At 67.5% G+C, this 25,941-nt stretch carries 20 protein-coding genes, 1 tRNA gene and 1 pseudogene; 16 read left to right on the top strand and 6 right to left on the bottom strand.

Translation table 11 applies throughout. From position 1 onward, the window contains the following. Positions 1–46 precede the first annotated feature (46 nt). From trpB to AQZ52_RS17195, 4 genes are all read left to right on the top strand, one after another. Positions 47–1,261, top strand: coding sequence for a tryptophan synthase subunit beta (gene trpB / locus AQZ52_RS17210; protein ID WP_067913822.1), 1,215 nt, complete (start codon positions 47–49; stop codon positions 1,259–1,261). Continuing rightward, a complete protein-coding gene (trpA, locus tag AQZ52_RS17205; protein ID WP_067913819.1) occupies positions 1,258–2,058 on the top strand; it encodes a tryptophan synthase subunit alpha in 801 nt (266 codons plus the stop codon). The genes trpB and trpA overlap by 4 nt, the downstream gene beginning before the upstream one ends. Continuing rightward, on the top strand, positions 2,055–2,903 hold the full coding sequence (gene accD, locus AQZ52_RS17200) for an acetyl-CoA carboxylase, carboxyltransferase subunit beta (protein WP_067913816.1): 849 nt from the start codon (positions 2,055–2,057) through the stop codon (positions 2,901–2,903). Before trpA ends, accD begins: the two co-directional genes overlap by 4 nt. A 73-nt stretch (positions 2,904–2,976) precedes the next feature. Continuing rightward, positions 2,977–4,284, top strand: a complete 1,308-nt coding sequence (locus AQZ52_RS17195) for a bifunctional folylpolyglutamate synthase/dihydrofolate synthase (RefSeq protein ID WP_067913813.1) — start codon at positions 2,977–2,979, stop codon at positions 4,282–4,284. On the opposite strand, the gene AQZ52_RS17190 is transcribed toward AQZ52_RS17195, so the two are convergent. Continuing rightward, positions 4,281–5,996 carry an AmpG family muropeptide MFS transporter gene (locus tag AQZ52_RS17190; protein WP_067913810.1) on the bottom strand — a complete coding sequence of 572 codons (1,716 nt, stop codon included), beginning with the start codon at positions 5,994–5,996 and terminating at the stop codon, positions 4,281–4,283. The genes AQZ52_RS17195 and AQZ52_RS17190 overlap by 4 nt on opposite strands. 101 nt (positions 5,997–6,097) lie before the next feature. Here AQZ52_RS17190 and AQZ52_RS17185 point away from each other — a divergent pair, with 101 nt between their 5' ends. The 3 genes and pseudogenes from AQZ52_RS17185 (at position 6,098) to rsmD (ending at position 9,028) form a co-directional block, all read left to right on the top strand. Beyond that, entirely contained in the window at positions 6,098–7,267 is a 1,170-nt protein-coding gene (locus tag AQZ52_RS17185; protein ID WP_240481736.1) for an aromatic ring-hydroxylating oxygenase subunit alpha, read from the top strand. A gap of 46 nt (positions 7,268–7,313) precedes the next feature. Further along, positions 7,314–8,225 (top strand): annotated as a pseudogene (locus tag AQZ52_RS17180) (pseudouridine synthase); the annotation flags it as partial. A 254-nt stretch (positions 8,226–8,479) separates the two neighbouring features. Continuing rightward, complete coding sequence (gene rsmD / locus AQZ52_RS17175) at positions 8,480–9,028, top strand: 16S rRNA (guanine(966)-N(2))-methyltransferase RsmD (RefSeq protein WP_067913804.1); 549 nt, start codon at positions 8,480–8,482, stop codon at positions 9,026–9,028. Between the two features lie 64 nt (positions 9,029–9,092). On the opposite strand, the gene AQZ52_RS17170 is transcribed toward rsmD, so the two are convergent. Further along, on the bottom strand, positions 9,093–10,358 hold the full coding sequence (locus AQZ52_RS17170; protein ID WP_067913801.1) for an MFS transporter: 1,266 nt from the start codon (positions 10,356–10,358) through the stop codon (positions 9,093–9,095). Between the two features lie 149 nt (positions 10,359–10,507). Between AQZ52_RS17170 and AQZ52_RS17165 the strand changes: the two genes are divergently transcribed. The 3 genes from AQZ52_RS17165 (at position 10,508) to AQZ52_RS17155 (ending at position 15,781) form a co-directional block, all read left to right on the top strand. After that, positions 10,508–11,908: a methyl-accepting chemotaxis protein gene (locus AQZ52_RS17165; RefSeq protein ID WP_067913798.1), complete on the top strand. Its 1,401-nt coding sequence runs from the start codon at positions 10,508–10,510 to the stop codon at positions 11,906–11,908. A gap of 108 nt (positions 11,909–12,016) precedes the next feature. After that, positions 12,017–13,435 carry a methyl-accepting chemotaxis protein gene (locus AQZ52_RS17160; RefSeq protein WP_067913795.1) on the top strand — a complete coding sequence of 473 codons (1,419 nt, stop codon included), beginning with the start codon at positions 12,017–12,019 and terminating at the stop codon, positions 13,433–13,435. A gap of 63 nt (positions 13,436–13,498) precedes the next feature. Next, complete coding sequence (locus AQZ52_RS17155; RefSeq protein ID WP_067913792.1) at positions 13,499–15,781, top strand: ATP-dependent helicase; 2,283 nt, start codon at positions 13,499–13,501, stop codon at positions 15,779–15,781. 771 nt (positions 15,782–16,552) lie between these two features. On the opposite strand, the gene AQZ52_RS17150 is transcribed toward AQZ52_RS17155, so the two are convergent. Next, a complete protein-coding gene (locus AQZ52_RS17150) occupies positions 16,553–17,932 on the bottom strand; it encodes a DEAD/DEAH box helicase (RefSeq protein WP_067913789.1) in 1,380 nt (459 codons plus the stop codon). A 146-nt stretch (positions 17,933–18,078) separates the two neighbouring features. After that, positions 18,079–18,720, bottom strand: coding sequence for a hypothetical protein (locus AQZ52_RS17145; protein ID WP_067913786.1), 642 nt, complete (start codon positions 18,718–18,720; stop codon positions 18,079–18,081). A gap of 191 nt (positions 18,721–18,911) precedes the next feature. On the opposite strand from AQZ52_RS17145, the gene AQZ52_RS17140 reads away from it, so the two are divergent. Both AQZ52_RS17140 and AQZ52_RS17135 read left to right on the top strand, forming a co-directional pair. Beyond that, positions 18,912–20,342 carry an FAD-binding oxidoreductase gene (locus AQZ52_RS17140; protein ID WP_067913783.1) on the top strand — a complete coding sequence of 477 codons (1,431 nt, stop codon included), beginning with the start codon at positions 18,912–18,914 and terminating at the stop codon, positions 20,340–20,342. 152 nt (positions 20,343–20,494) lie between these two features. After that, a complete protein-coding gene (locus tag AQZ52_RS17135) occupies positions 20,495–21,265 on the top strand; it encodes a SapC family protein (protein WP_067913781.1) in 771 nt (256 codons plus the stop codon). Positions 21,266–21,482: 217 nt separating this feature from the next. Here AQZ52_RS17135 and AQZ52_RS17130 read toward each other — a convergent pair whose 3' ends face one another. Continuing rightward, complete coding sequence (locus tag AQZ52_RS17130; protein WP_240481734.1) at positions 21,483–22,526, bottom strand: N-formylglutamate amidohydrolase; 1,044 nt, start codon at positions 22,524–22,526, stop codon at positions 21,483–21,485. A 153-nt stretch (positions 22,527–22,679) separates the two neighbouring features. Between AQZ52_RS17130 and cpdR the strand changes: the two genes are divergently transcribed. From cpdR to AQZ52_RS17110, 4 genes are all read left to right on the top strand, one after another. Beyond that, positions 22,680–23,060 carry a cell cycle two-component system response regulator CpdR gene (gene cpdR / locus AQZ52_RS17125; protein ID WP_067914196.1) on the top strand — a complete coding sequence of 127 codons (381 nt, stop codon included), beginning with the start codon at positions 22,680–22,682 and terminating at the stop codon, positions 23,058–23,060. Positions 23,061–23,224: 164 nt separating this feature from the next. Next, positions 23,225–23,299: transfer RNA gene (locus AQZ52_RS17120), tRNA-Val, on the top strand. Between the two features lie 248 nt (positions 23,300–23,547). Beyond that, the gene (locus AQZ52_RS17115; RefSeq protein ID WP_067913778.1) at positions 23,548–24,378 is read left to right on the top strand and encodes a 23S rRNA (adenine(2030)-N(6))-methyltransferase RlmJ; all 831 of its coding nucleotides are present in this window, start codon (positions 23,548–23,550) and stop codon (positions 24,376–24,378) included. Positions 24,379–24,446: 68 nt separating this feature from the next. Then, on the top strand, positions 24,447–24,986 hold the full coding sequence (locus AQZ52_RS17110) for a GNAT family N-acetyltransferase (RefSeq protein ID WP_067913776.1): 540 nt from the start codon (positions 24,447–24,449) through the stop codon (positions 24,984–24,986). A 16-nt stretch (positions 24,987–25,002) separates the two neighbouring features. Here the strand turns inward: AQZ52_RS17110 and AQZ52_RS17105 are convergent, their stop codons facing one another. Next, the gene (locus AQZ52_RS17105) at positions 25,003–25,914 is read right to left on the bottom strand and encodes a Tat pathway signal sequence (RefSeq protein WP_156425011.1); all 912 of its coding nucleotides are present in this window, start codon (positions 25,912–25,914) and stop codon (positions 25,003–25,005) included. Positions 25,915–25,941: the final 27 nt, after the last annotated feature.

The following is a 25,941-nucleotide window of genomic DNA, read 5'->3' as shown; positions in this document are numbered from 1 at the left end:
CGCACAAATCTGGACAAGCGCGCGCCCCTCTGCCAAGCGAGGCCGCATGAACGCGCCCATCCCCAACAGCTTCCGCAACCAGCCCGACGCACAGGGCCATTTCGGCCAATTCGGCGGCCGCTATGTCGCCGAAACGCTGATGCCGCTGATCCTCGATCTCGAAGCGGAATATCGCAAGGCCAAGGCCGATCCCGCCTTCCACGCCGAGTTCGATGATCTGCTCGAGCACTATGTCGGCCGCCCCAGCCCGCTCTATTTCGCCCCGCGCCTGACGGAAGAACTGGGCGGCGCGCAAGTCTGGTTCAAGCGCGACGAGCTCAATCACACCGGCGCGCACAAGATCAACAATTGCATCGGCCAGATCCTCCTCGCCATCCGCATGGGCAAGACGCGGATCATCGCGGAGACGGGCGCAGGCCAGCACGGCGTCGCCACCGCCACCGTCTGCGCGCGCTTTGGCCTGCCCTGCACGATCTTCATGGGCGCGACCGACGTTGCCCGCCAGCAGCCCAACGTGTTCCGCATGAAGCTGCTGGGCGCCGAAGTCGTCCCCGTCACCGCTGGCGCCGCCACGCTCAAGGACGCGATGAACGAGGCGCTGCGCGACTGGGTCGCCAATGTCCACAACACCTTCTACATCATCGGCACCGCCGCCGGCCCGCACCCCTATCCGGAGCTTGTCCGCGATTTCCAGAGCGTGATCGGCAAGGAAGCCCGCGCCCAGATGCTTGCCCGCGTGGGCCGCCTCCCCGATCTGCTCGTCGCGGCGATCGGCGGCGGCAGCAATGCCATCGGCCTGTTCCACCCCTTCCTCGATGATCCCAGCGTCAAGATGATGGGCGTCGAAGCTGCGGGCCACGGGCTTGATCAGCTCCACGCCGCCAGCCTCGCGGGCGGCCGCCCGGGCGTGCTCCACGGCAACAAGACCTACCTCCTGCAGGACGAGGACGGCCAGATCCTCGAAGGCCACTCGATCTCGGCGGGCCTCGATTATCCCGGCATCGGCCCCGAACACGCCTGGCTCAAGGAAACCGGCCGCGTGCAGTATACCTCGGTGACCGACACCGAAGCGCTCGATGGCTTCCAGCTGCTCTGCCGCACCGAAGGCATCATCCCCGCGCTGGAACCCGCCCACGCCATCGCCGCGGTCAAGAAGATTGCGCCGACGATGGACAAGGACGCGATCATCCTCGCCAACCTCTGCGGCCGCGGCGACAAGGACATCTTCTCTGTCGCGGAGCATCTGGGGGTGAAGCTGTGACCCGCCTCGCCTCCGCCTTCGCCAAGGGCCACCCCGCGCTCGTCTGCTTCGTCACCGCGGGTGATCCGACGCCCGCCGCCACGCCCGCCATCCTCGACGCGCTCGTCGAGGGCGGCGCCGATGTGATCGAGCTGGGCATGCCCTTCACCGATCCGATGGCCGATGGCCCGGCGATCCAGCGCGCCAATCTGCGCAGCCTCGCCGCCGGGACCAAGACCGCTGATATCCTGCAGATGGCCACCGATTTCCGCGCGCGCCATCCGGATGTGCCGCTGGTCCTCATGGGCTATGCCAACCCGATGATCACGCGCGGGCCCGAATGGTTCGCCGCCGAAGCCGCCAAAGCCGGTGTGGACGGCGTGATCTGCGTCGATATCCCGCCCGAGGAAGACGGCGAGCTCGGCCCCGCCCTGCGCGCCGCCGGGATCAGCCCGATCCGCCTCGCCACCCCCACCACCGATCACGCGCGGCTGCCCGCTGTGCTCGATGGCTCTTCGGGCTTCCTCTACTATGTCTCGGTCGCGGGCATCACCGGCAAGCAATCCGCCGCGCTCGCCTCGATCGAGGAAGCCGTCACCCGCATCAAGCAGACCGCGACGATCCCCGTCGCCGTCGGCTTCGGCGTGCGCACGCCCGAACAGGCCGGCCCCATCGCCCAGGTGGCGGACGGCGTCGTCGTCGGCTCGGCGCTTATCGACATCATCGCCGAACATGGCGACAAGGCCGCCGGCCCGGTGCGCGAACTCGTTGCCGCGCTCGCCCATGCGGTCCACAATGCAAGAAAGGTCGAAGCATGAGCTGGCTGACCCGCGTCCGCAATTCGCTGCCCTTCTCGCCCAAGCGCGACACGCCGGACAACCTCTGGATCAAGTGCCCTTCGTGCAGCGAAATGCTGTTCACCAAGGAGTACGAGGAAAACCTCTCGGTCTGCCCGCGCTGCGATCACCACGGCCGCATCGGCGCGACAGAGCGGCTGTCGCAGCTGCTCGATGCCGGGTTCGAGGTGCTGCCCGCTCCCAAGGTGCGTGAAGACCCGCTCAAGTTCCGCGACACCAAGCGCTATACGGACCGGCTCAAGGCCGCCCGCGCCGCCAACCCGCAGCCCGATGCGCTCACCGCAGCCGTCGGCAAGATCGAGCGCCACAAGGCCGTCGTCGGTGTGCAGGATTTCGGCTTCATGGGCGGCTCGATGGGCATGGCCGTGGGCGATGCCTTCATCGCCGCCACCGAAGCCGCGATTGCCAACAAGTGCCCCTTCATCGCCGTGACGGCGGCGGGCGGCGCGCGCATGCAGGAAGGCATCATCAGCCTCATGCAGATGCCGCGCACCACTGTCGCCATCAACCGCATGCGCGCGGCGGGCCTGCCCTACATTGTCGTCCTCACCGATCCGACCACCGGCGGCGTGACGGCCAGCTATGCCATGCTGGGCGACATCCAGATCGCCGAACCCGGCGCGCTCATCGGCTTTGCCGGCCAGCGCGTGATCCAGGACACGATCCGCGAAAAGCTCCCCGAAGGCTTCCAGCGCGCCGAATACCTCCACGCACACGGCATGATCGATATGGTCGTGAAACGCCACGAGCTGAAGGCCACGCTGGCGAAGACCATCGGCTACCTGATGGCCGCGCAGGCCGCGTAAGCCAGATCCTCCCCATTTTCACAAAGTGCAAATGGGGAGGTGGCAGCCCGAAGGGCTGACGGAGGGGTAAACCTTGCGCGACTTCGCCATTTCCGAAAACCCGCGCGTGCAGGCGCAGCTGGACCGTCTCGGCGCGCTCTCCCTCCCGCAAGGCCGCCTCGGCCTCGATACCGTGCGCGACATCTGCGCCCGCCTCGGCAATCCGCAGCGCCGCCTGCCGCCGGTGTTCCACGTCGCCGGCACCAACGGCAAAGGCTCGACCTGCGCGTACCTGCGCGCGATCCTCGAAGCGCAGGGCCTCGTGGTCCACACCGCCACCAAGCCGCACCTCGTCCGCTACAACGAACGCATCCGCGTCGCCGGCAAGCTCATCAGCGACGGAAGCCTCGCCGATCTCCTCGAACGCGTGCTCGATGCCTCCGCAGACCTCGGCCCCAGCTTCTTCGAAGTGACCACCGTCGCCACTTTCCTCGCGTTTGCGGAAACCCCGGCGGACGCCTGCGTCATCGAAACCGGCCTCGGCGGCCGCCTCGATGCCACCAACGTCCTCGAAAACCCCGCCGTCTGCGGCATCGCCACGCTGGGCATCGATCACGAGGCCTTCCTGCTGGTGCCCGAAGCAGGCACGCCCGCCGATCCGCTAGCCCGCATCGCCTTCGAGAAGGCCAGCATCGCCAAGCCCGGCGCGCCGCTCGTCGTCCAGAGCTACGCCGAAAGCCCCCTCGCCAGCGTCCTTGCCACGGCCAGCCACATCGGCGCGCCCGTCGCCCTGCGCGGCCGCGACTGGTGGGCTGAAACCGGCGAGACCATCGCATACCGCGACGCGAGGGGCACCCTCAGCCTTCCCCTGCCGACGCTGGCAGGCTCGCACCAAGCCGACAACGCCGCTCTCTCCGTCGCCATGCTGCGCCACCAGAACATCGTTCCGGTCAGCCCCGAAGCCATGGCCGAAGGGATCAAGGCCGCCCGCTGGCCCGCCCGCCTGCAGCGCCTCGGTGCGGGGCCGCTCACCGCGCTCGCAGGCCAGCGCACCGTCTGGCTCGACGGCGGCCACAACCCCGACGCCGGGCAGGCCATCGCCCGCCACTTTGCAGACTCCGCGCCGCTTCACCTCGTCATGGGCATGCTGACAAGCAAGGACCCCAGCGCCATCCTGCGCCCGCTCGAAGGCAAGCTCGCCTCGGTCTCCATCGTCCCCGCCCCCGGCCACGAAGCCCACAGCCCCGCAGACTTCGCGCCCTTCACCGCGCTTCCGGTGCGCAGCTTCGCCAATGTTGCCGAAGCCCTCGCCGCACTGCCGGCGGAGGGCGATGTGCTGATTGCAGGCTCGCTCTACCTCGCAGGCGATGTGCTCAAGCGGAACGACGAAGCGCCGGACTAAGCTGCTGCTTCATCAGGGGGTCGCACTGCCGTGTCCCGCGCCACCCGCACCCATTCCGCGCACACGAACAGCACCGCCACCAGCCCCGCCGCCGCCGTCCAGCGAAACACCGTGGCATAGCCGTAGAGGTCAAACGCCTCCCCCGCGATCCCGCGCCCCAGCGAGCCGATCAGGAACGTCAGCGAAGACATCAGCGCATATTGCACCGCCGTGTACTGCTTCGAAACGATTCCGGAGAGATAGGCCACGAAGGCCGCCCCCGCGATACCGGTCGAGATATTCTCGAAGCTGATCGCCAGCAGCAGCCGGATCATGCGCGGATCGAAGCCGAACAGCGCGAAGAGCGTGTGGAGGCCGATGGCCTTGCCCACCGCATCGATATGCACCGCGCCCTCGGCCAGATCGGCATAGACGAAGTTGCCCAGCATCGGCAGCACCGCCCCGATCAGGATCGTCGGCATCCGCCCCAGCCGCAGGAACAGATAGCCGCCCAGGCTGATCCCCGCGATGGTCATGAAAATGCCGAAGACCTTGGAGGCAAACGCCACCTCGTCCTTCGAATAGTGCAGGAAATCGAGGTAGAACGGGAAGGCGAAGCTCGACCACACGTTGTAGCACAGCGTGTAGGTGAGGATCATGCCGATCACCACCAGCACCCCCCAGCCCAGCCGCGCGACCAATTCCGCCAGCGGTGCGATCAGTGCCACGTAAAGGTGGTTCGCCGCCGTCCGCGCCGCCGAACGCCGCGTGTCGGGCGCGGTCAGCACGGCGCGGCCCTGCCTGCGCATGGCATTGGTCACCGCCGCCACCATGAGCGGCACGGCCACCGTCGCCGCCACGATCAGCGGCCCGAACTCGCGCGTGAAATCACCGACCGAGGGGTGCTTCTCCCCCGGCCCCAGCGGGCTCAGCATCACCACCATGAAGCGCACGATGGTGCCGATGGCCCAGGCCCAGCTCGTGCCCACGATCAGCAGCGCGATCCCCCGCGCATTGGGGGTCAGCTCGCCCGGCTGCGCCAGCGCGGCGTGGAGCGTGCCCTGCTCCGGCCTTGGCGTATCGGGCGCGCGCAGGGTCACCACGCAGATTAGGCCGATCAGCCCCGCCATCAGCAGATAAACGAGCGGCCACGACATCCGCCCCGCCATGACCAGCGCCAGCGCGCCCCCGACAATCGAGGCAATCCGGTATCCGAACTGGTAGATCGAAGAGAGCAGCTCGACCGGCGTATCCACGTCAGCCACGTCGATCCGCCAGGCATCGACCGCCACGTCCTGCGTCGCAGACGCCAGCGCGGCGAGAAACGCGAACAGCGCGAACGTCCCGATGGCCTGCGCGGGATCGGTCGCCGCCAACCCCGCAAAGCCCAGCACCAGCACGATCTGGCACAGCAGGATCCAGCTCTTGCGCCGCCCCAGCGCCTCCAGCCCCGGCAGCGCCATGCGGTCCACCAGCGGCGACCACAGGAACTTGAACGAATAGGAAAGCCCGATCCACGAAAGCACGCCGATGGTGGCAAGGTCGATCTTCACCTCGCCAAGCCACGCGTTGAGCGTGCCCAAGAGCAGCGCATAGGGCAGGCCGGAGGAAAAGCCGAAGCCCAGCATGGTCGCAGACTTGCGCGTGCGCAGCGCCACCATCAGCAGGCGAAACCCCTTGGGGCGCGGCGGCTTTTCCGCTTCCGTCGCTGTGGATACCCCGGTCGAAGCCATGCGAAACCCTTGTCCCCGCTGTCAATTTACCCTGCATGCTAAGCGGCAAATTGCGCTATGCCTAGCGCCGGAGAGTGATGAAACCGGGGGAGAGCCGCGAAATGGCCACCACTGAACGAGCGATGCGGCCCACCGTTGGCCAGCTGGAACTGGCCCGCCTGGTCGCGGCAGGCGTCGGCCGCAAGGCTGCCGCGATCACCCACGTGCCCGCCAGCGTCTATACCGATCCCGCCCACTGGGCGCGCGAGAAGGCCGCGCTGTTTGACCGCGCCCCGCAAGTCGTCGCCCCTTCCGCGCTGCTGCCCGATCCCGGCATGGCCGTGCCCCACGATGCCACCGGCAGGCCCCTGCTCCTCACCCGCGACGCCGCCGGCAAGGCGCATGTCTTCCTGAACGTCTGCCGCCATCGCGGCACGCGGCTCGTCGAAGGCGGCGAAGTCCAGTGCACCAAGCGCCTCGTCTGCCCCTATCACGCCTGGACCTACAGCACCGATGGCAAGCTCCTCGCCCTGCCCCGGCCCGATACCTTCCCTGCCTTCGATCAGTCGTCCCACGGTCTGATCGAGCTCCCCAGTCTCGAAGCCGGCGGCCTGATCTGGTTCGCGCCCCAGCAGGCCGATTTCATGCAGGCCGATTTCGCGCAGGCCGCCGAAATCAGCGCCGATTTCGCGGCGGCAGACCTTGGCGCGCACCATCTCTATGCCCGCCGCACGCACCGGGTCGCCTCCAACTGGAAGCTGATCATGGATGCCTTCCTTGAAAGCTACCACGTCCAGCGCCTCCACGCCCGCACCATCGGCCCCTATTTCAAGGACGGGGTGACGGCGGGCGACGAGGTCGGCCCGCACATGCGCTCGCTCGTCGGCCGCGCGACCGAACTCGAGGGCGTCGACCTTGCCGATTGGCCGGCCCTGCGCCGCGTCGCCACGTTCGCCTACCAGCTCTTCCCTGCCACTGTCATCGTCATCAGCCCGGACTACGTGAACCTGATGACGATCATGCCGCAGGCGCACGATCTCACCCTCGTCGAGGATTTCATGCTGATCGCCGAGGCTCCGCAGACCGAAAAGGCGGAGGACCACTGGCGCCGCAGCTGGGACTTGCTGGACGGGCAGGTCTTCGGCGCCGAAGACTTCCGCGCCGCCGAACTTGGCCAGCAGGGCCTGACCTCAGGCGCAATCACGGAGCTTACACTTGGCACGCTCGAAGGCGGCATCCGCCGCTTCCACGAGATCTGCCAGCGCGAGATTGCCGCCTACGAAGCCCCCTGACACGAAGCAGGGTGACGCGGCGCGCGCTCCGGCGTAAGGGCAAGCGATGGCATTCCCCCCCAAAGACAGGAGCGGCCGCCCGGGAAGGCCCGTGGCTCCGACCGGCTCAGGCAAAGGCACCGGCTCGCGCCGCAACCCGGCAGCGCCTGCTCCCTACAAGATCCCCAAGCCGCGCCTGCCCAAGGCGCCAGCGGTTCCGCAGACCCGCGCGCCCGCCGATGATGGCACCCCGCGCGAGGGCGACCGCATCGCCAAGCTCCTCGCCCGCGCCGGCGTCGCCAGCCGGCGCGAGATTGAGCGCTACATCACCGAAGGCCGCATCGCGCTCGATGGCGAGGTCGTGACCACCCCTGCCACGATCCTCAGGAACCTGCGCGGTGTCACTGTCGACGGCAACCCCGTCGCCGCGGCCGAACCGCCACGCCTGTTCATGTTCCACAAGCCTTCGGGCCTGATCACGGCAGAGCGCGATCCCACCGGCCGCCCCACGATCTACACCGCGCTGCGCAATGCCCTGCCCCAGGGCGCGGGCCGCGTGATGCCGGTCGGCCGGCTCGACATCAACACCGAAGGGCTGCTGCTCCTCACCAACGATGGCGAGCTGAAGCGCGCGATGGAGCTGCCTGCCAACGCCGTCCCGCGCACCTACCGCGCGCGCACGTTCGGCGATGTGGCGCAGGGCCAGCTTGACGAGCTGATGCAGGGGATCGAGATCGAGGGCATCCGCTATGGCCCGATCAACGCCAATCTCGAACGCAGCGCGGGCCGCAACAAGTGGATCGAGCTGACCCTCACCGAAGGCAAGAACCGCGAAGTGCGCCGCGTGCTCGAGCATCTCGGGCTCGAAGTCTCGCGCCTTCTGCGCCTGCGCTACGGTCCGTTCGATCTGGGCGAGCTGCCGCGCGGCGCGGCAGAAGAAGTGCCGCAAGTTGTGGTCGAGCGTTTCCGCAAGGGCCTTGCGGGCGATCACGCGACCCGCGTGCAGCAGGCCGTCCACGCCGGCAAGGCGGCGCCGCCGCGCGCGCCCAAGCCCGCGCCGGTTGCCCCGGTGCCCGAACGCGAACCCGAACGCCCCCGCCGCGCCAGCGCGCAGCGCGTCCGTCTCAGCCCCGATGCGGGCAAGCTGGTAGACAGGCCCAGCGGCCGCCCGCCCCGCCGCAGCGGCCCCGGGCCAGCGGGCAAGAGCGGCGGCAAGCCGGGGGCAAAGCGCTGATGCTCAGGATCATCGCCGGCACGTGGCGCGGCCGCAAATTGCAGGCTCCCGCGGGCGACACCACCCGCCCCACCGCTGATCGCACGCGCGAGACGTTGTTCTCGATGCTCACCAGCCGCCTCGGCAGCTGGGAGGAGCTCGCCGTGGCGGATCTCTTCGCCGGCTCCGGCGCGCTCGGCCTCGAGGCGCTCTCGCGCGGGGCGGCCAAGGCCCTGTTCGTGGAGCAGGACGCCGCCGCGATCCGCGCGCTGCGCGCCAATATCGCCGCGCTCCAGGCGCAGGCGCAGTGCGACGTACGCGCGGCCTCGGTCCTCGCGCTCGGCCCTGCGCCCGCGCCGCTCGATGTGGTGATGCTCGATCCGCCATATGGCTCTGGCGCGGGCGCGGTCGCCATAGACCGCCTGCTGCGGCTCGGCTGGATCGGCCCGGGCACCTGGGTCAGCCTCGAAACCCACGCCGATGAACCCGCCGGGGTGCGCGCGCTGGAAATGGATGCGGAGCGCAAGGTCGGCAAGGCGCGGCTCACGCTGATGCGGGTGGGTTCCTGATCCTCCCCGGTTTTGCGCAGCTCGAATGGGGAGGTGGCCTGCCGCCGGCAGGTCGGAGCGGCAATTACCCTCGCGGCGCCGCCAGCACGCCAACCAGCGTCACCAACCCGGCAACCGTCAGCACAAGGCCGGTCCAGATCACCCCGCCATGGGTCGCCAGCCACGCCGCGCCCAGCGGTGCCAGCGCGCCGCCCACGATCCCGCCCATGTTGAACGCCAGCGATATCCCGGTGTAGCGCACCGAAACCGGATAGAGCGAAGGCAGCCACGCGCCGATCGGGCCATAGCATAGCCCCATCACGAACAGCGCGGCCGAGAGGGTCAGGAACAGCACGAGCAGCGATCCCGCCGCCAGCCCCGCGCCAAACACGAAGCCGACCAGCGCGGTGAGCCCTGCGCCTACCGCCATCACTGTGCGCGGGCTTGCGGCATCGGACCACCAGCCCGAAACCACGATGCCGATGGCAAACACCACGTCTGCGCCCAGCTGGATCGCCAGCACCGTCTCGCGTGGGTAGCCCAGCTTGGTCGTCGCGAAGGAAAGCGCGAAAGTCGTCGCGAGGTAGAACAGCGCAAAGCACGCGATCACCCCCATCGTTCCCGCCAGCACCGCGCCGGGATACTCGGCCAGCAGCGTGCCCAGCGGTACGCGCGGCGGCGGCGCGGCATGGAGCGCCGCCTTGAACGCCGGGGTCTCGCCAATGCTGAGGCGGATCCACAGCCCCAGGATCACCAGCAGCGAACTCGCCAGGAACGGCACGCGCCAGCCCCAGCTCAGGAAGTCCGATTCGCTGAGCGTGAGGCCCAGCACCAGGAAAAGCCCGTTGGCGAACAGGAACCCCAGCGGCGCACCCAACGGGGCGGCAATGCCGAAACGGGCCTCCATGCCCTTTGGTGCATTCTCTACCGCGAGCAGCGAGGCACCGCCCCATTCGCCGCCCAGACCAAAGCCCTGGCCAAAGCGCAGCAGGCACAGCAGCGCAGGCGCCACCCAGCCCGCAACCGCGTAACCGGGCAGGAACGCGACCAGAAACGTGGAGATGCCCATCAGCAGCAGGCTCGCCACCAGCGTCGATTTGCGGCCCACCCTGTCTCCGAAATGCCCGAACGCCACTGCGCCTACAGGTCTGGCAAAAAAGGCAATTCCAAAGGTCATCAGCGCCAGCAGCGTCTGTGCCGCCTGGCTTTCGGCGGGAAAGAACAGCGGCCCGATCACCAGCGCGGCAGCGGTGCCGAAGATGTAGAAATCATAAAACTCGACCGCCGTGCCGACGAGGCTGGCCATGAGCACGCGCGCATGGACCACGAACGGATTTTTCGAAGCGGCCATGGCCTTGCTGATCCCCCGCGCTGAAAGGTTAACCTAGTTCTAAGGCCCTTCCCAGCACGTGCCGCTATGCCATCGTTTCCCACATCGTCAATCACCCCGGCCTAGAGGTCCGCGTCGGATCCACGATCGGCTGGGAGAGTTTGGCGACCATGAGCAACTGGTTTGAAAGGCAGGCGCCGATCCGCGCCAAGTTCATGGCCATGTTCTGGGTACATCTCGCTTTCGTCGGCACGGCCGGCCTCGGCACCGCCCTCGCGCTCGCCGGCTTCGGGGCGGCGGCTTTCCTCGCGCCCGCTGCCGCTCTCGCCCTCACCGCCGTGTTTGTCCTGCAAACGCGCCGGATGATCTGCGATCCCTATGTCGCAACCGTCGTCCGCACCGAAGCGCTCGCCGCCGGCGATCTCGACAGCCCGATCGGCCACACCGATTACGGTGATTGCGTCGGCCGCCTCTCCCGCGCGCTCGGCGTGTTCCGCGATCAGGCCGTCGCCTTGCGTGAGGCAACCCGCGTGGAGCGCGAGATCGTCTCGGGCGAACTGACCCGCGCGATGGGCGAGCTGGCGCGCGGCAACCTTGCCTACCGGATCACCAAGCCCTTCCCGGGCGAGACCGAACGCCTGCGCGAGGATTTCAACGCGGCGCTCGGCACGCTCGCCGGCGCCATGGGGGAAGTAACCTCCTCTGCCGGCTCGATCGACACCGGTGCCGCAGAGATCCGCGCTGCCTCGGATGATCTTGCCGCCCGCACCGAACAGCAGGCCGCCCGGCTCGAGGAAGCCAGCGCCGCCATGCAGCAGGTTACCGCCCTTGTCGGCGAAAGCGCCGGGCGCGCGGCCGAGATCACCCGCGCCGTTTCCGAGGCGCGCGGCGAGGCCGCCAGCGGCGATTCTGTCGTCGTCCGCGCGGTCGAGGCGATGAATGCGATCCAGCGCTCCTCGCAGGAAGTCGCCCAGATCATCAGCGTGATCGATGGCATCGCTTTCCAGACCAACCTCCTCGCCCTCAATGCAGGGGTCGAGGCCGCCCGCGCCGGCGAGGCTGGCCGCGGTTTCGCCGTCGTCGCCACCGAAGTGCGCGCGCTCGCCCAGCGGTCGGCTGATGCGGCGCGCGAGATCGGCCAGCTCATCACCACCTCGACCAGCCAGGTCGAGCGCGGCGTCGCGCTCGTGGGCGAAACCGGCGAGGTCCTGCGCCAGATCGTCGGGCGCGTGGGCGAAGTCAGCGTGCTGATCGAAGGCATTTCCGAAAGCGCCCAGCGCCAGTCCGCCATGCTCGCCGACGTTGCCGGCACGGTTGGCGAGCTTGATCGCATGACCCAGCAGAACGCCGCGATGGTGGAGGAAAGCACCGCCGCGGCCCGCACGCTGGCCGGCGTCGCGCAGCAGCTTACCACGCAGACGGCCCGTTTCGATACCGGCAAGGTGGCCACCCTCGCGCCGCACCGCCCTGCTCCTCCCCCGCCGCAACTCGCGCCGGCAGCCCGCGCGCTCCGCACCAGCGGCGCGCTGGCGCTCAAGCCGCAGCCGGATACCGAATGGGCCGAGTTCTGATGAACACACGGTAAACCAGCGCCTGCGGTCAAGCGCGTTGTCAAGTGGAGCGGTTTCGTCAAGTCCTTCCCGCTAGGTAGCAGGGCATCGCAGCAGGATAGACTCCCTATGCTTGAATGGTTCGAAAAACGTGCACCGATCCGGCAGAAGTTCGATGCCCTGCTCGGCGTCCACGTCGGTCTCGTCACCCTGTCCATCCTCGCCACGCTGCTTGCGCTCGGTGGGGCTGGCCCGTTCGTGCTGCTGCTCTCGGCCGCAGCGCTGGTGCTAACGGTCATCACCGTGCGCGTCGCCCGGCGGCGCATCTGCGATCCCTATGTCGGCACCGTGCTGCGCACCGAGGCGCTTGCTGCGGGCGATCTCGACAGCGTGATCGAACGGACCGACTATCAGGATTGTGTCGGCAGGCTCAGCCGCGCGATGGGCGTGTTCCGCGATCAGGCCGTGGCGCTGCGCCTCACCTCGGCCGAGCGCGACGTCATGGTCGGGCAACTCAGCACCGCAATGAACGAACTCGCGCGCGGCAACCTCGCCTATCGCATCACCACGCCCTTTCCCGGCGAATCCGAGGCTCTGCGCAGCGATTTCAACGCGGCGCTGGCGCAGCTGGCCGATGCCATGAGCCAGGTGACGGGCTCGGCCCGCGCCATCGATACCGGAGCAGCGGAAATCCGCACCGCCTCCGCTGATCTTTCCTCCCGCACCGAAGCGCAAGCGGCCCGGCTCGAGGAAGCCAGCGCCGCGATGCAGCAGGTCACCACGCTGGTGCGCGAAAGCGCGGCCCGCGCCGCCGAAATCAACCGCGCCGTTTCCGAAGCGCACGGTGAGGCGGAAAGCGGCGGCAGCGTCGTCGCCCGCGCGGTCGACGCGATGCAGGCAATCCAGCAATCCTCGCAAGGCGTCGCGCAGATCGTCAACGTGATCGACGGGATCGCGTTCCAGACCAATCTCCTCGCGCTCAACGCCGGAGTCGAGGCGGCGCGTGCGGGCGACGCCGGCAAGGGCTTCGCAGTCGTCGCCACCGAAGTTCGCGCGCTGGCCCAACGGAGCGCCGATGCCGCACGCGAGATCGGCCAGCTCATCGCTGCCTCCGGCACCGAGGTTGATCGCGGCGTCGCGCTCGTCGGTGAAACGGGCGCGGTCCTGAACCAGATCGTCGGGCGCGTCGGCGGTGTCAGCGCGCTGGTGGAGGGCATCTCCGAAAGCGCGGAGCGCCAGTCCGCCATGCTCGCCGAAGTCGCCATCACCGTCGGCGAACTCGATCGGATGACCCAGCAAAACGCCGCGATGGTCGAGCAAAGCACCGCTGCATCGCGCACGCTGGCGGACGTGGCGCAGCAGCTCAGCAGCCAGATGCAGCGTTTCGCGGTTGACCAGGTCGCACGTCCGGCCCTCGCCTCTCCTGCGCCGGCCACTGCGCCCTCACCTGCGCCCATGCACCGCGCGGTGCGCAAGGCTGCGCCGCTTCCCGTCACCGGCAATCTTGCGCTGAAGACGGCACCGGACGGCGATTGGGCGGAGTTCTGAAGCCGCTGGAAAGTCGCCGCTGCGCGGTTGCGTCGGACCGCAAAGTTCCCTACTTGTTCCGGTGTGACTCTCGTAACCGCACCCGATTCCAGCTGGCTTGATGGCCTCAATCCCCCGCAGCGCGAGGCCGTGCTGACAACGGAGGGCCCCGTGCTCATGCTTGCAGGCGCGGGCACGGGGAAAACCGCTGCGCTCACCGCGCGCCTCGCCCACCTGCTGCGCGCCCGCCTGGCGTGGCCATCGGAAATCCTCTGCGTCACCTTCACCAACAAGGCCGCGCGCGAAATGCGCGAGCGGGTCGGCCAACTGATCGGCCCTTCGGTCGAGGGGATGCCCTGGCTCGGCACGTTCCACTCGGTCGCCGCGAAAATGCTGCGCCGCCATGCCGAACTGGTCGGCCTGCAATCGACCTTCACGATCATCGACACCGACGACCAGCTGCGCCTCCTGAAGCAGCTCATCCAGGCTGAAGGCATCGACGACAAACGTTGGCCTCCGCGCCAATTGGCTGGCCTGATCGATCGCTGGAAGAACCGCGGCCTCGGCCCAAGGGACCTCGACGCGCTCGACAACGAGGCTTACGCCAATGGCAAGGGCGCGAAGTTCTACGCCCTCTATCAGGACCGCCTGCGCGCGCTCAACGCCTGCGATTTCGGCGATCTCACGCTCCACATGCTCACCATCTTCAAGGCCCACCGCGAAGTGCTCGAAAGCTGGCAGAGCCGCTTCAAATACGTGATGGTGGACGAGTATCAGGACACCAACGCCGTCCAGTACCTCTGGCTCCGCCTCCTCGCGCAAGGGCGCAAGAACATCTGCGTGGTGGGCGACGATGACCAGTCGATCTACTCATGGCGCGGCGCAGAAGTCGCCAATATCCTGCGCTTCGAAAAGGATTTTCCCGGCGCCAAGGTGATCCGGCTGGAGCAGAACTACCGCTCCACCCCGCACATTCTGGCGGCGGCTGGCGGGGTCATCGCGGAAAACAGCCAGCGCCTCGGCAAGAACCTGTGGACCGAGGTCAATGGCGGCGACAAGGTCCGCGTCATCGGCGTGTGGGATGGCCCTGAGGAAGCCCGCCGCGTGGGTGAGGAGATCGAGCGCCTCGAACGCGAAGGCGCGCCCTTGGACCGCATCGCCATCCTCGTGCGCGCCTCGTTCCAGACGCGCGAATTCGAAGACCGCTTCATCCAGATCGGCCTGTCCTACAAGATCGTCGGCGGCTTCCGCTTCTACGAACGCGCCGAAATCCGCGACGCGCTCGCGTACTTGCGCGTCATCGCCTCCCCGCAGGACGACCTGGCGTTCGAGCGCATCTACAACGCCCCCAAGCGCGGCCTCGGTGACAAGACGCTGGAGAAGCTCCACCGCCACGCCCGCGCCCGCAATATCCCTCTCGCCGCCGCCGCGATCGAGCTGTGCGATACCGACGAACTCCCGGCCCGCGCCCGCGCCACGCTTGCCAGCCTGATGCGCAGTTTCATCGGCTGGCGCGATGCCATGGCAACGCTCGTCCCCGCCGAACTCCTGCGCACCGTGCTCGACGAAAGCGGCTACACCGCCGCGCTGCAGGCCGAAAAGAGCACCGAAGCCTCAGGCCGCCTCGAAAACCTCGTCGAACTCGCCCGCGCGATGGAGGAGTACGAGACGCTGGGGGACTTCCTCGAACACGTCAGCCTCGTCATGGACAACGACGCGGCGGCGGATACCGAGAAAGTCACCGTGATGACCATCCACGCCGCCAAGGGGCTGGAATTCGACAACGTGTTCCTCCCCGGCTGGGAGGAAGGCGTATTCCCCTCGCAGCGCGCGCTCGATGAAGGCGGCCTCGCCTCCTTGGAGGAAGAACGCCGCCTCGCCTACGTCGCGATCACCCGCGCGCGCAAACGCTGCACCATCCTCCACGCCGCCAACCGCCGCATCTACGGCCAGTGGACCAGCTCGATCCCCAGCCGCTTCGTCGGCGAACTCCCCGCCGATCACATCGAGGAAGAAACCACGATGAGCGGCGGTGCCTCCCTCTGGCGCGCGCAGTGGTCCGAACACTCCGACCCCTTCGCGCACGTCGCCAGCGTGAACCCCGCGCGCAACCAATCACGCGGCCCCGGCTGGCAGCGCGCCGCCGCCACCACCTATGACCCCGCCCCCAAACGCATCGCCGAACCCAGCCGCAGCGCCGCCAGCTTCGCCGCCAAACCCCGCACCGACATCACCGTCGGCACCCGCGTGTTCCACGACAAGTTCGGCTACGGCACGGTCGCGGCGCAGGAAGGCAACAAGCTGGAGATCGACTTCGAGACCGGCGATCGGAAGCGGGTGATTGACAGCTTTGTGAAGGCGGCTTGAGGGCAAGCGCATTGCGCTAGTGTATGACAGCGTTCACCCTGACCCGGTCGTTCGGTATATGGTCTCCGTTGCTTCAGCCGAAACAGTCAGGCAAATCGGTTGACACCAATCTTGCATGGCTTCTGGGTAGATCGATCATGGGCCTTTTATTCGGGACTTTCTGGCTTGCAATGATTGTATCCTTACCCATAGCATTTGGCATGTTTGTGCTGCAGAAGCGGTGGTCGGCTGCACTTGGCGCTGGCATCTTGTTGGCATGCGTTGGATGTGTATTATGGCTTGGCGCATCCTTGAAGTATGGGTAATTACCTCGATTGGTGCTCATAGGCGAAAGCATCAGCGCGATACTATCGCAGCGGGTGTCCTGTTATTTAAGGCTGCCGCTGCTTTTCAGCCGCACAGGTTATAGCTTCTGATTCCTTGCGCCAAGTCAATGGTCGAGAACACACGACTGACAAGCGCCAGGCGGAGCGGGGAACGGCAGCTTTACAAGTTGTTCTGCGAAGATGCAGACAGATGGCAGGGCACCGAAGGAAATCAGAGAAAGCTGAAAGCAAGGCCTGCACCCCAAACCCCGTCTACCCTGAGCTTGTCGAAGGGCTGCTTTTTCCTTGGATCACGCGCTTGCCTCGCAAGAAAAGGACGGTCCATCGACAAGCTCAGGACAGGCGGGAATGGGGAGAGAATTGCTGTCGTCGAAAGCGACCGGCGCAAAGCCGAGCCTGCCCCTCCACCCCCTGCGGTGGTCCCCCTCCCCGTTTCGGTGAGGAATTACAGCGCCGAAACGCTGAGGAAACCCGGCACCGGCCCGTTCCACTCGCCCGGCTGCGAAGGCAGTTCGGTCAGCACATCCTTGGGCGGACGCGGTTCATCCCGCCTTGCTCGCACCGGTTTTGCCGCAACCTCGCGCGGCGCTTCCACTTCGGCGACCGGCTCAGCAGCAGCCTTGGGCGCGCGCGCCTTGCGCGGCGCCTTCTCAGCCCGCGGTGCCCGCTCGCGCTTTTCCGCCACCGGAACCTCAGCAGCGGCATCCCCGCCATCCAGCGTGAACACCGGGATCTTCATCCCCGTCAGCTTCTCGACATTGGCGATGGCTTCGGCGTCGTCATCGGTCACGAAGGTGAATGCCCGGCCCGAAGCGCCCGCGCGGCCGGTGCGGCCGATGCGGTGCACATAGTCATCCGGGTGCCACGGCGTGTCGTAGTTGAACACGTGGCTCACGCCCTTCACGTCGAGCCCGCGCGCCGCGACGTCCGAGGCGACGAGGATCGAGATCACCCCGTCCTTGAACTTCTGCAGTTCGGCATTGCGCGCGTTCTGGTCCATGTCGCCATGGATCTCGCCCGCCGAAAAACCGCTCTGCTGCAGGCTCTTGGCCAGTTCGCGCACCGTCGTCTTGCGGTTGGCGAAGATGATCGCGGTGCCCACGTTATCGGTGCGCAGCAGGTGCCGCAGCGCCTCGCGCTTGCCGCGCGTGGTGACGTGAATCTTGTGCTGCGCGATATTGGTGTTGTTCGAAGCGGGCCGCGCCACTTCGATATACTTCGGATTGCTGAGGAACTTGTCCGCCAGCTTCTTGATCACCGGCGGCATGGTGGCCGAGAACAGCAGCGTCTGCCGATTCGGCGGCAGCTTCGAACAGATCGTCTCGATGTCCGGGATGAATCCCATGTCGAGCATGCGGTCCGCCTCGTCGATCACCAGCAGCTCGCAGCCCGTCAGCAGGATCTTGCCCCGCTCGAACAGGTCCATCAGCCGCCCCGGCGTCGCGATCAGCACGTCCACGCCGTCCGACAGCGCCTTCACCTGATCGCCCATCTGCACGCCGCCGATCAGCAGCGCCATCTTGAGGTCATGGTTCTTGCCGTATTTCTCGAAGTTCTCGGCGACTTGCGCGGCCAGTTCGCGCGTCGGCTCGAGGATCAGCGAGCGCGGCATCAGCGCCCGCCTGCGGCCATGCGCCAGAATGTCGATCATCGGCAGCACGAAGCTGGCCGTCTTGCCCGTCCCCGTCTGCGCGATGCCGATGATGTCGCGCATCATCAGGACCGAGGGGATGGCCTGCGCCTGGATCGCGGTGGGCGTATCGTAACCCGCGTCGAGAACCGACTGGAGCAATTCGTCAGACAGGCCGAGATCGGCGAATTTCATGTGGGCTGATGATCCGAAAACAGGTGCACGCAAGATTGTCCGGCGCGCGGATGGCCCGGCCTCGCGGCCCGCCGTCGTGAGCCCGCGCCTAGTCCCAAACCCAGCCAAAAGTCAAGGAAAGTGGTTACCGTTCCGGCACGGTCCGTTCAGTTTCCATCGACCGGAACATATTCGCGCACGTCCTTGAGCTTGCAGGTCGTGCCTGCGCGCGAATGGATCTGGTCGCGGCCCACGCACAGCTGGCCGTCTGCCGTCTTCGACATGTAGAAGCCGAGATAGAAGTCTTTGGCGCTGCAGGCCTTTTCCAGCCCTGCCGCCAGCATCCGCCGGTCGCGCATGTAGAACATCAGGCGCCCGTCGGTCACCGGCTGCACCGCCGCGATGCCGAGCGCCGGCATGCACTTGCCGGCCTTGCGTTCACGCACGCGGATCGAGGTGTTGCGCGGCTGCGCCAGCATGGGCTGCATCACCGGCTGCATCGGCATCACCTGGGGCGCCAGGGCATCGCGGCCGGGCTCGCGCGGGGTGATGCGGATGATCACGCGCTGCTCGATCCGCACCTGGTCCCACACGTCATCGGCCAGCGGATTGAACCCCGGCGCGGCGTCAACCGCCCGCTGGCCCGGCTGCGGCTTCACCAGCAGCAGCGAACCCGCCGGCGGCATCGCTTCATCCCAGGCATCGCCAGCCCAGCCTTCGCCATCCTGCGGCGTAAACACGAGCGCGCCGGCCGGAACACCCGGCAGGGCAAGGGCGATGGTCGCGAAAAGGCCAAGAAGCACGGTCATGGCGATGGCAGAAGCAGTGTGGTCCCTCTAAACTGTTGTAACCGGGCGATTTCCCGCTTTCCCCGGGCACATGCCGTGTTTGGCGAGAATCGGCCTCTCGCGTTAGCACTTGCATTTGAACCTTGGCTTAACCCGCTTGCGCGAAAAAATGAATTGCCCACCGCGCCTCGGCGGGATTAGCGCGGCACACGATGTCCGATACCGCTCACGCCCCGTTCCTTGCTGCCGCTGCCGCGCTGCTTGGGCCCCGCGGCTTCACCGCCGATGCCGATCTCATGGCGCCCTGGCTCACCGATTGGCGCGGGCGCTTCACCGGCCGCGCGCTGGCGATGGCCTCGCCCGCCTCAACCGCGGAAGTCGCCGCGCTCGTGCGCCTCTGCGCCGAGCATCGCGTGGCCATCGTTCCCCAGGGCGGCAACAGCGGCATGTCGGGCGGCGCGACGCCGGACACCGGCGGCCATGCGCTGCTCCTCAGCCTGCGCCGGATGGCCAGCATCCGCACGCTCGATACCGAAAACCGCACCGCCACTGCCGAAGCCGGCGTCATCCTGCAGACGCTGCACGAGGCGGCGGAGGCGGCGGGTCTGCGCTTTGCCCTCACCCTCGGCGGAAAGGGCTCCGCCACGATCGGCGGCCTCGTCTCGACCAACGCGGGCGGCACGCAGGTCCTGCGCCACGGCACGATGCGCGCGATGGTGCTGGGGCTCGAGGCGGTCATGGCAGATGGCGCGGTGCTCGATACGCTGACCCCGCTCAAGAAGGACAACCGCGGCTTCGATCTGAAGCAGGTCCTGATCGGCTCGGAAGGCACGCTGGGTATTGTCACCGCCGCCACGCTGCGGCTCGAACCCGCGATTGCGGCGCGCGCCGTGCTCTGGGCCGGCCTTGCCTCCCTCCACGATGCCCGCGCGCTGCTGCTCCATGCCGAGGCTCATGCGGGCGGCGCGCTCGAGGGCTTTGAAGTCCTGCCGCGCCATTCGCTCGAGGCGGTGTGCGATTACCTCCCCTCGGCCCGCGCCCCGCTTGCGGAGCCACATGCCTGGCACGCGCTGATCGAACTCGTCGCCACGAGCGAGGCCGAAGCCGCCACGCTGCCCGACCGCGCCGAGGCGCTGCTCGCCTCCGCCTTCGAGGCCGGCCTCATCGCCGATGCGACGATTGCCACCAGCGAAGCCCAGGCCGAAGCCTTCTGGACCCTGCGCGACAGCATCGCGCCCGCCGAGCGCGCCCTCGGCCCGGCCGTCCAGCACGATATCAGCGTGCCCACGCACAAGATGCCCGATTTCGTGGAAGCGGCGGTGCCGCTGATCGAGGCGGCATGGCCCGGCACCCGCGCGGTCGGTTTCGGCCACCTGGGCGATGGCAACATCCACTTCCACGTGATCGCGCCCGCCGGGGTCGATCCCGCGACCTGGCAGGTGACCGATGGCAAGGCGATCAGCACCCAGGTCCACGATCTCGTCACAAGGTGGGGCGGCTCGATCTCGGCCGAACACGGGATCGGGCAATTGAAGCGCGACGAGCTCGCGCGGCTCGGCGATCCGGTCGCGCTTGGCCTGCTGCGGCAGATCAAGGCGGCACTCGATCCGCACGGCCTGCTCAACCCCGGCAAGCTGATCTGACCGCAGGGTATTCGCGATAATCTGCCGGACTGTGACAGCCGTGTTGCAGGTGCACTTGCGCAGCCTCGGGACAATCCCTAAACGGCGCGCTCCCGCCGGGGTCCCGCGCTGTCAGGCGCGTGTCTGGCGACCAGTCTGACGGAGAGAATCCCATGGCCAGCGCGCCGCAGTCCCTGCCCCTGTTCTACAACGATCTCACGCCGCTCAACCTGCGTGATCATGCCAACTGGAAGGCGCGCAGCGCTGACAAGGCGGTGTGGATGGTGGGCCAGCATGCGGTCCCGCTCACGGTCGAGGAATTCCCCCAGGCAGCGCGCCATTTCCCGATCATCTTCGCCTCGGGCGAAAATCCGGTGCCGCTGGCGCTGATGGGCCTCAACGAAGGTACCAACGTGTTCGTCGATGCCGAGGGCAACGTGGCCCCGGGGGCTTACGTTCCGGCCTATGCCCGCCGCTATCCCTTCCTTCTCGCCAAGCTGACGCCGGAAACCACCGATCTTTCGCTGTGCTTCGATCCGTCCGCGGGTCTGCTCGGCGATTTCGCCGAGGGCGAGCCGCTGTTCGCCGGTGAAGAGCCTTCGGAAGCCACCCGCAACGTGCTCCAGTTCTGCGAGCAGTTCGAGCAGGCTGGCCAGCGCACGCAGGCGTTCGTCGAGGAACTGACCAAGCACGAGCTGCTCATGGACGGCGAAGCCGCGATCCAGCAAGTCGGTGTCGAGCAGCCCTTCGTCTACCGCGGCTTCCAGATGGTGAACCAGGAAAAGCTGCGCGACATGCGCGGCGATGTCCTGCGTGGCTGGGCACAGAGCGGCCTGCTGCCGCTGGTCTACGCGCACATCTTCTCGCTCGAACTGATGAGCACGATCTTCGGCAAGCAGGTGGAACAGGGTGTCGCCCCCATCCCGCCGCTGCCGGCGTTCTGATCACGGCGTAATACCTATTGGACGAGGGGGGCGCATAAAGTCTCGCCATATCGGAGGGCAAAGTCCTTGCGCTGGCGGGCGGCTCCCCTTATCTTCCGTAAGTCGCGACGGTGCTCCCCTCATGGCCCGGCGCGACGGGTGCACCTGGTGCACCTCCTCCCTGAACCTTGGCCACCTGGAGCAATGCTCCAGGTGGTTTTTTCATAATTTCAGTGTTTTACTCGGCAGCTGCACGCCAATGGCCGCGCTCGCGGCCAAGATCCGCCACTGCGATCGCCATGCGTTGCACCAACGCCGACACCACATCGACCGTGGCATCCAGCCCCGGCCCCGGCTCGGCCAGCGCAGGATCAAGATAGGTCCGGCGGTCTATTTCCAATTGCAGGCAATTGACCCCGAGATGCCGCCGCGCATGGCGCTCCAGCACATAACCGCCGGCATAGGGCCGGTTGTGCGCGGCAAGCCGGCGTGCCCCGCCCAGCGCGGCAAACGCTTCGGCCACCAGCGCCCCATCGCAGGCCACACCGAAGCGGTCGCCCACCACGAATTCGGCCACCGGCTCTCCGGCGCGCGCGGGCAACGGCGGCATCGAATGGAGGTCGATCAGCAGCACCGCCCCCCAGCGCGCCCGCGTTTCCTCGAGCATGCGGGTGAGCGCCGCGTGATAGGGTTCGTGCACGCCGGCGATCCGGGCGGACAGCTCTTCGTGCGGGATCGGCCACTTCCACAGCTCGCCAAGCCCCGGCAATCGCCGCGGCACAAGCCCCAGGCCGCTGCGCGCGCGGCGCGCGGTTGAAGGCGTGACCGGCGCACCGCTCGGCTCAATCGGCCGGCCGCCGATCATCTCCCAGTCGACATCATCGCTCGCACGGTTGAGATCGATCATAGCGCGCGGCGCGTGGGCGACCAGCAGCGCGGCGCCGGTGCGCGCGGCCACGGCCTTGCCGACCAGATCGACCAGCCGGTCTTCCAGCCGCGGCGCGCTGTAGGCGGGCTGGCGCATGCGCGAAACGAGGTCGGGAGGATAGCTGCGGCCGGCGTGGGGCACCGCGATGACCACCGGCACCGGCGAGGGATCGTGCTGCCAGATGGAGAAGGCCGGCGCATCGTCCAGCCCGGGGATGCTTCCTCCGCGCACGCAAGCGGCACCGCTGAAGGCCCCGGCTGCGCCGAAAGGCCCGGAATCTGCTTGCGCAGGCGATTCGCCCCGCGATGCGTGCGGCCGGTTCATCGGCGAAAGCTGCCGGGGTTTGGCCTTCATGTCAAAGTGCTCCATAGTGCGCACAAGGCCAAGGCCCGATCTGGACGGAATCTTAACCTGCGAGGGTGTAGGGCGGGTGCAGACAGGGACGCCGTGAGCCACGGCTCGCGGGCAAAATGGCCAGGCCAACTGGCAAGATGAATGAAGGTGACCATGATTCGAATCCTGCTGGCCGAAGATGAAGAAGCAATGCGCACCTACCTTGCCCGCGCGCTCGAGAACGCCGGTTACGAGGTCGTCTCGGTCGATCGCGGCACCGAGGCGGTGCCTCTGCTCGAAACACAGCACTTCGATCTGCTGCTGTCAGACATTGTCATGCCGGAAATGGATGGAATCGAGCTCGCGCAGCGCTGCGCCGAGATCAGCCCGGCCACAAAGGTCATGTTCATCACCGGCTTTGCCGCCGTGACGCTGAAGGCCAACCGCGAAGCGCCGAGCGCGCGCGTGCTGTCGAAGCCCTTCCACTTGCGCGATCTCGTGCTCGAAGTGGAACGGGTGTTTTCCGAATCGCCGATGACCGGCAATCTGCGCTGACAGTTCGGTTCCTCCCCCTTTTCGCGAAGTGCAAACGGGGAGGTGTCGGCCGGCAGGGCAGATGGCGGGGCACTTCCTGACCAAAACCCCCTTGCCAGCCCAGCCGCCCGAGGCTAATGGGCTGCCTCTCCCGGGCGCCAGCCGCTCCGGAGGCCTGATGGTGCGGGCGTATAGCTCAGTGGTAGAGCACTATGTTGACATCGTAGGGGTCGCAAGTTCAATCCTTGCTACGCCCACCATCACGAAGCCTTGAAAAGCCTCGCTTCTGCGGGGCTTTTTCTTGCCTTCCATCCGGCTCCCCGGCGCCGTTTCGGCACTGTTCGCCCATGCGGCCCCGCCCTCTCCCCGGGCCGCGCGCAGAAGGGCTTTGAAGGCGCCTGCCCGAATCTGTACGAGCGCCGGACAGGTTACCGCCATCGCCTCGCTCGTGGCTTTATCGTCCGGCAGCGCAGCCGCAGGCAAACCGTCAGGATAGTGTTGTAGTGCCATGAATTATCGCCATTCCTTCCATGCCGGCAACAGCGCCGATGTCGTGAAGCACAGCCTGCTGATCGCCCTCGTCCGGGCCTTGCAGCGCAAGCAGGGCGCGCTCACCCTGATCGACACCCATGCCGGCTGCGGGCTCTACGATCTTGAGGGCGAAGAAGCCGGTCGCACCGGCGAGGCCGCGCAAGGCGTGCTGCGCGCCCTGCCCGATCCGAACCCGTTGCTGGACGACTACCGCGCCGCCGTACAGGCGGTGAACCCTGGAGCAGACGCGCGCCTCTACCCCGGCTCGCCGCATGTGCTGGCGCAGCTGCTGCGCCCGCAGGATTCGCTGATCCTCAACGAAAAGCACCCCGAGGACGCGCGCGTCCTGCGCGGAGCGATGCGCGGCACACCCGCTGCGGTGCATGAACGCGATGCCTATGAACTCTGGCTGGCGATGCTGCCGCCCCGCACCCCGCGCGGCGTGGTGGTGGTCGACCCGCCCTACGAGCAGCTGGACGAACGCGCCCGCATCACCGCCACCCTCGCGGCAGCCATGCGCAAATGGGCGCATGGCGTGACGGTGATCTGGTATCCGCTGAAGGACCGCGCGGCGCATGTCCGGTGGAAGGAACAGCTCCGCAAGCTCGGCATCCCGAAGCTGCTGTGCGTGGAGCATTGGCTCTACGATGCGGATCAGCCGGGCCTCTACAACGGCGCGGGCCTGTTCATCGTCAACCCGCCCTATGCCTTCACTGAAGACCTGCCGCCCCTTCTGGAAGCCCTGCGTGCCGCGCTGGCACCCGAGGGGCACAGCGGCGCGATCACGGCTGCCTGGCTGGGCGCCTGAAACCAGCCACCATATCCTGGCCCCACCCCTGTTGCAGGTGGCGCGCGATCCGGCCACTGTCCCCGCCCATGGAAACCCTCACCATCAGACTGGCCATCCCAGCCGACGCCCCCGCGATTGCCGCTGTCCACTGCGCAAACTGGCGGGACGTCTATGCAGACGTGCTCGATCCCGCCTATCTGGCCGGGCCGATCGAAGAGGATCGCCGCGAACTCTGGCAGGATCGCCTCGCCTCTCCCTCGCGCTGGCAATCCGTGCTCGTCGCAGACCTCCCCGGCGGCGGCTTGGCCGGGTTCATCTGCCTCTACCGTGATGAGGATGCGCGCTGGGGCTCGCTGGTCGACAACCTCCATGTCGTCCCGGGCCTGCGCGGCCGGTCGATCGGTCGGCAGTTGCTGCGTGCCGGGGCGCAGGCCATGTTGATGGGCAAAGCCTCGGCCCCCGGCCTCCATCTCTGGGTGTTCGAGGGCAATATCGCCGCCCGGCAGTTCTACGCGCGGCTGGGCGGCCGCGAGGTCGAACGCTGCCTCGAAACCGAATTGCCGACGCCGCCGGAAACCTTCATCCTGCGGGTGTTCTGGCCAGACCTTGCCATGCTGGGCGCCTAGCAGCGCTCCCGCGCGCTCATTCCATGCTCGCAAGCAACTCGTCCAGCGTCGGCCACAGCGTATCCTTGCGCCCCATCGGCACGGCATCGCGCATGTAGTACCACCAGAAATAGCCGCCGGCCCAGCGCGCGCCCAGCGCCCGGCGCAGGCCTGCGTCCATGCCGTAGTAGCGCCGCGCGATGCGCTGCTTCTCGGCGAGGTCCGGCTCCTTCGGCAGCCCGTCCACCACGCCCTGCGCACCGATCTCGCCGATGCCCAGCTTCGCGTTCGGAAAAATCACCGCCAACTGCCGGAACATCGCGACGAGTTGCCGCGCGGTCGGCCGCTGCACCGGATCGCAGGCTGTCTCGTAAAGGCTGAGCAGCACAGTATCGACACCGAGCCGCACCCGCTCCGGCATGGCCCGCGCATAGGTCAGCGTCGCTTCCCATGGCTGCCCATAGCACTGCGGCCCCGCCCAGTAATTCAAGGTCAGCGCAGTAGGCTTGCCCAGTTCGCCATGGATCACGTCGAACATCGCGCCGACTTTGGCGTCGATCTCGGCCTGGCTCCTGCCGACCCACGCGCCGTTCACCTCGTTGCCGATTTCCCAGAGGTCGACGCTATCCCGGAACGCCGCGCCGAACATGCGCGCCCGCTGCGCCGCCTCTGCTGCCGAGATATCGGCCATGGCTTCGGAATCAACCAGTTCCGCCATCACCCAGGCAGCGCCGCGCAAGCGGCCCAGCGCCGGGGCATACGTGCCCGGCGTCGTCCCGGGATCGAGCACCAGCCGCACCGTCGGCGCCGCGCGCAGCGCGCGGACCGAGGCAATCATCGCGCTCAGCCGGTCGGTCGTATCGACGGTCACGCCCCTGAGGCTTGCCGGCAACGCACGGCCCGCCGTGGTGAGCAGAGGCGCATGGCCCCATACCGGCGGGGGCGTCATTGGGGGCGCAATCGGAGCGTCTGGCGC

Origin of the sequence: Novosphingobium fuchskuhlense, assembly GCF_001519075.1 — a bacterium.
GTDB lineage: Bacteria > Pseudomonadota > Alphaproteobacteria > Sphingomonadales > Sphingomonadaceae > Novosphingobium > Novosphingobium fuchskuhlense.
The sequence above is the reverse complement of the archived record's forward strand: the minus strand, read 5'-3'. Positions and strand labels throughout refer to the sequence as shown.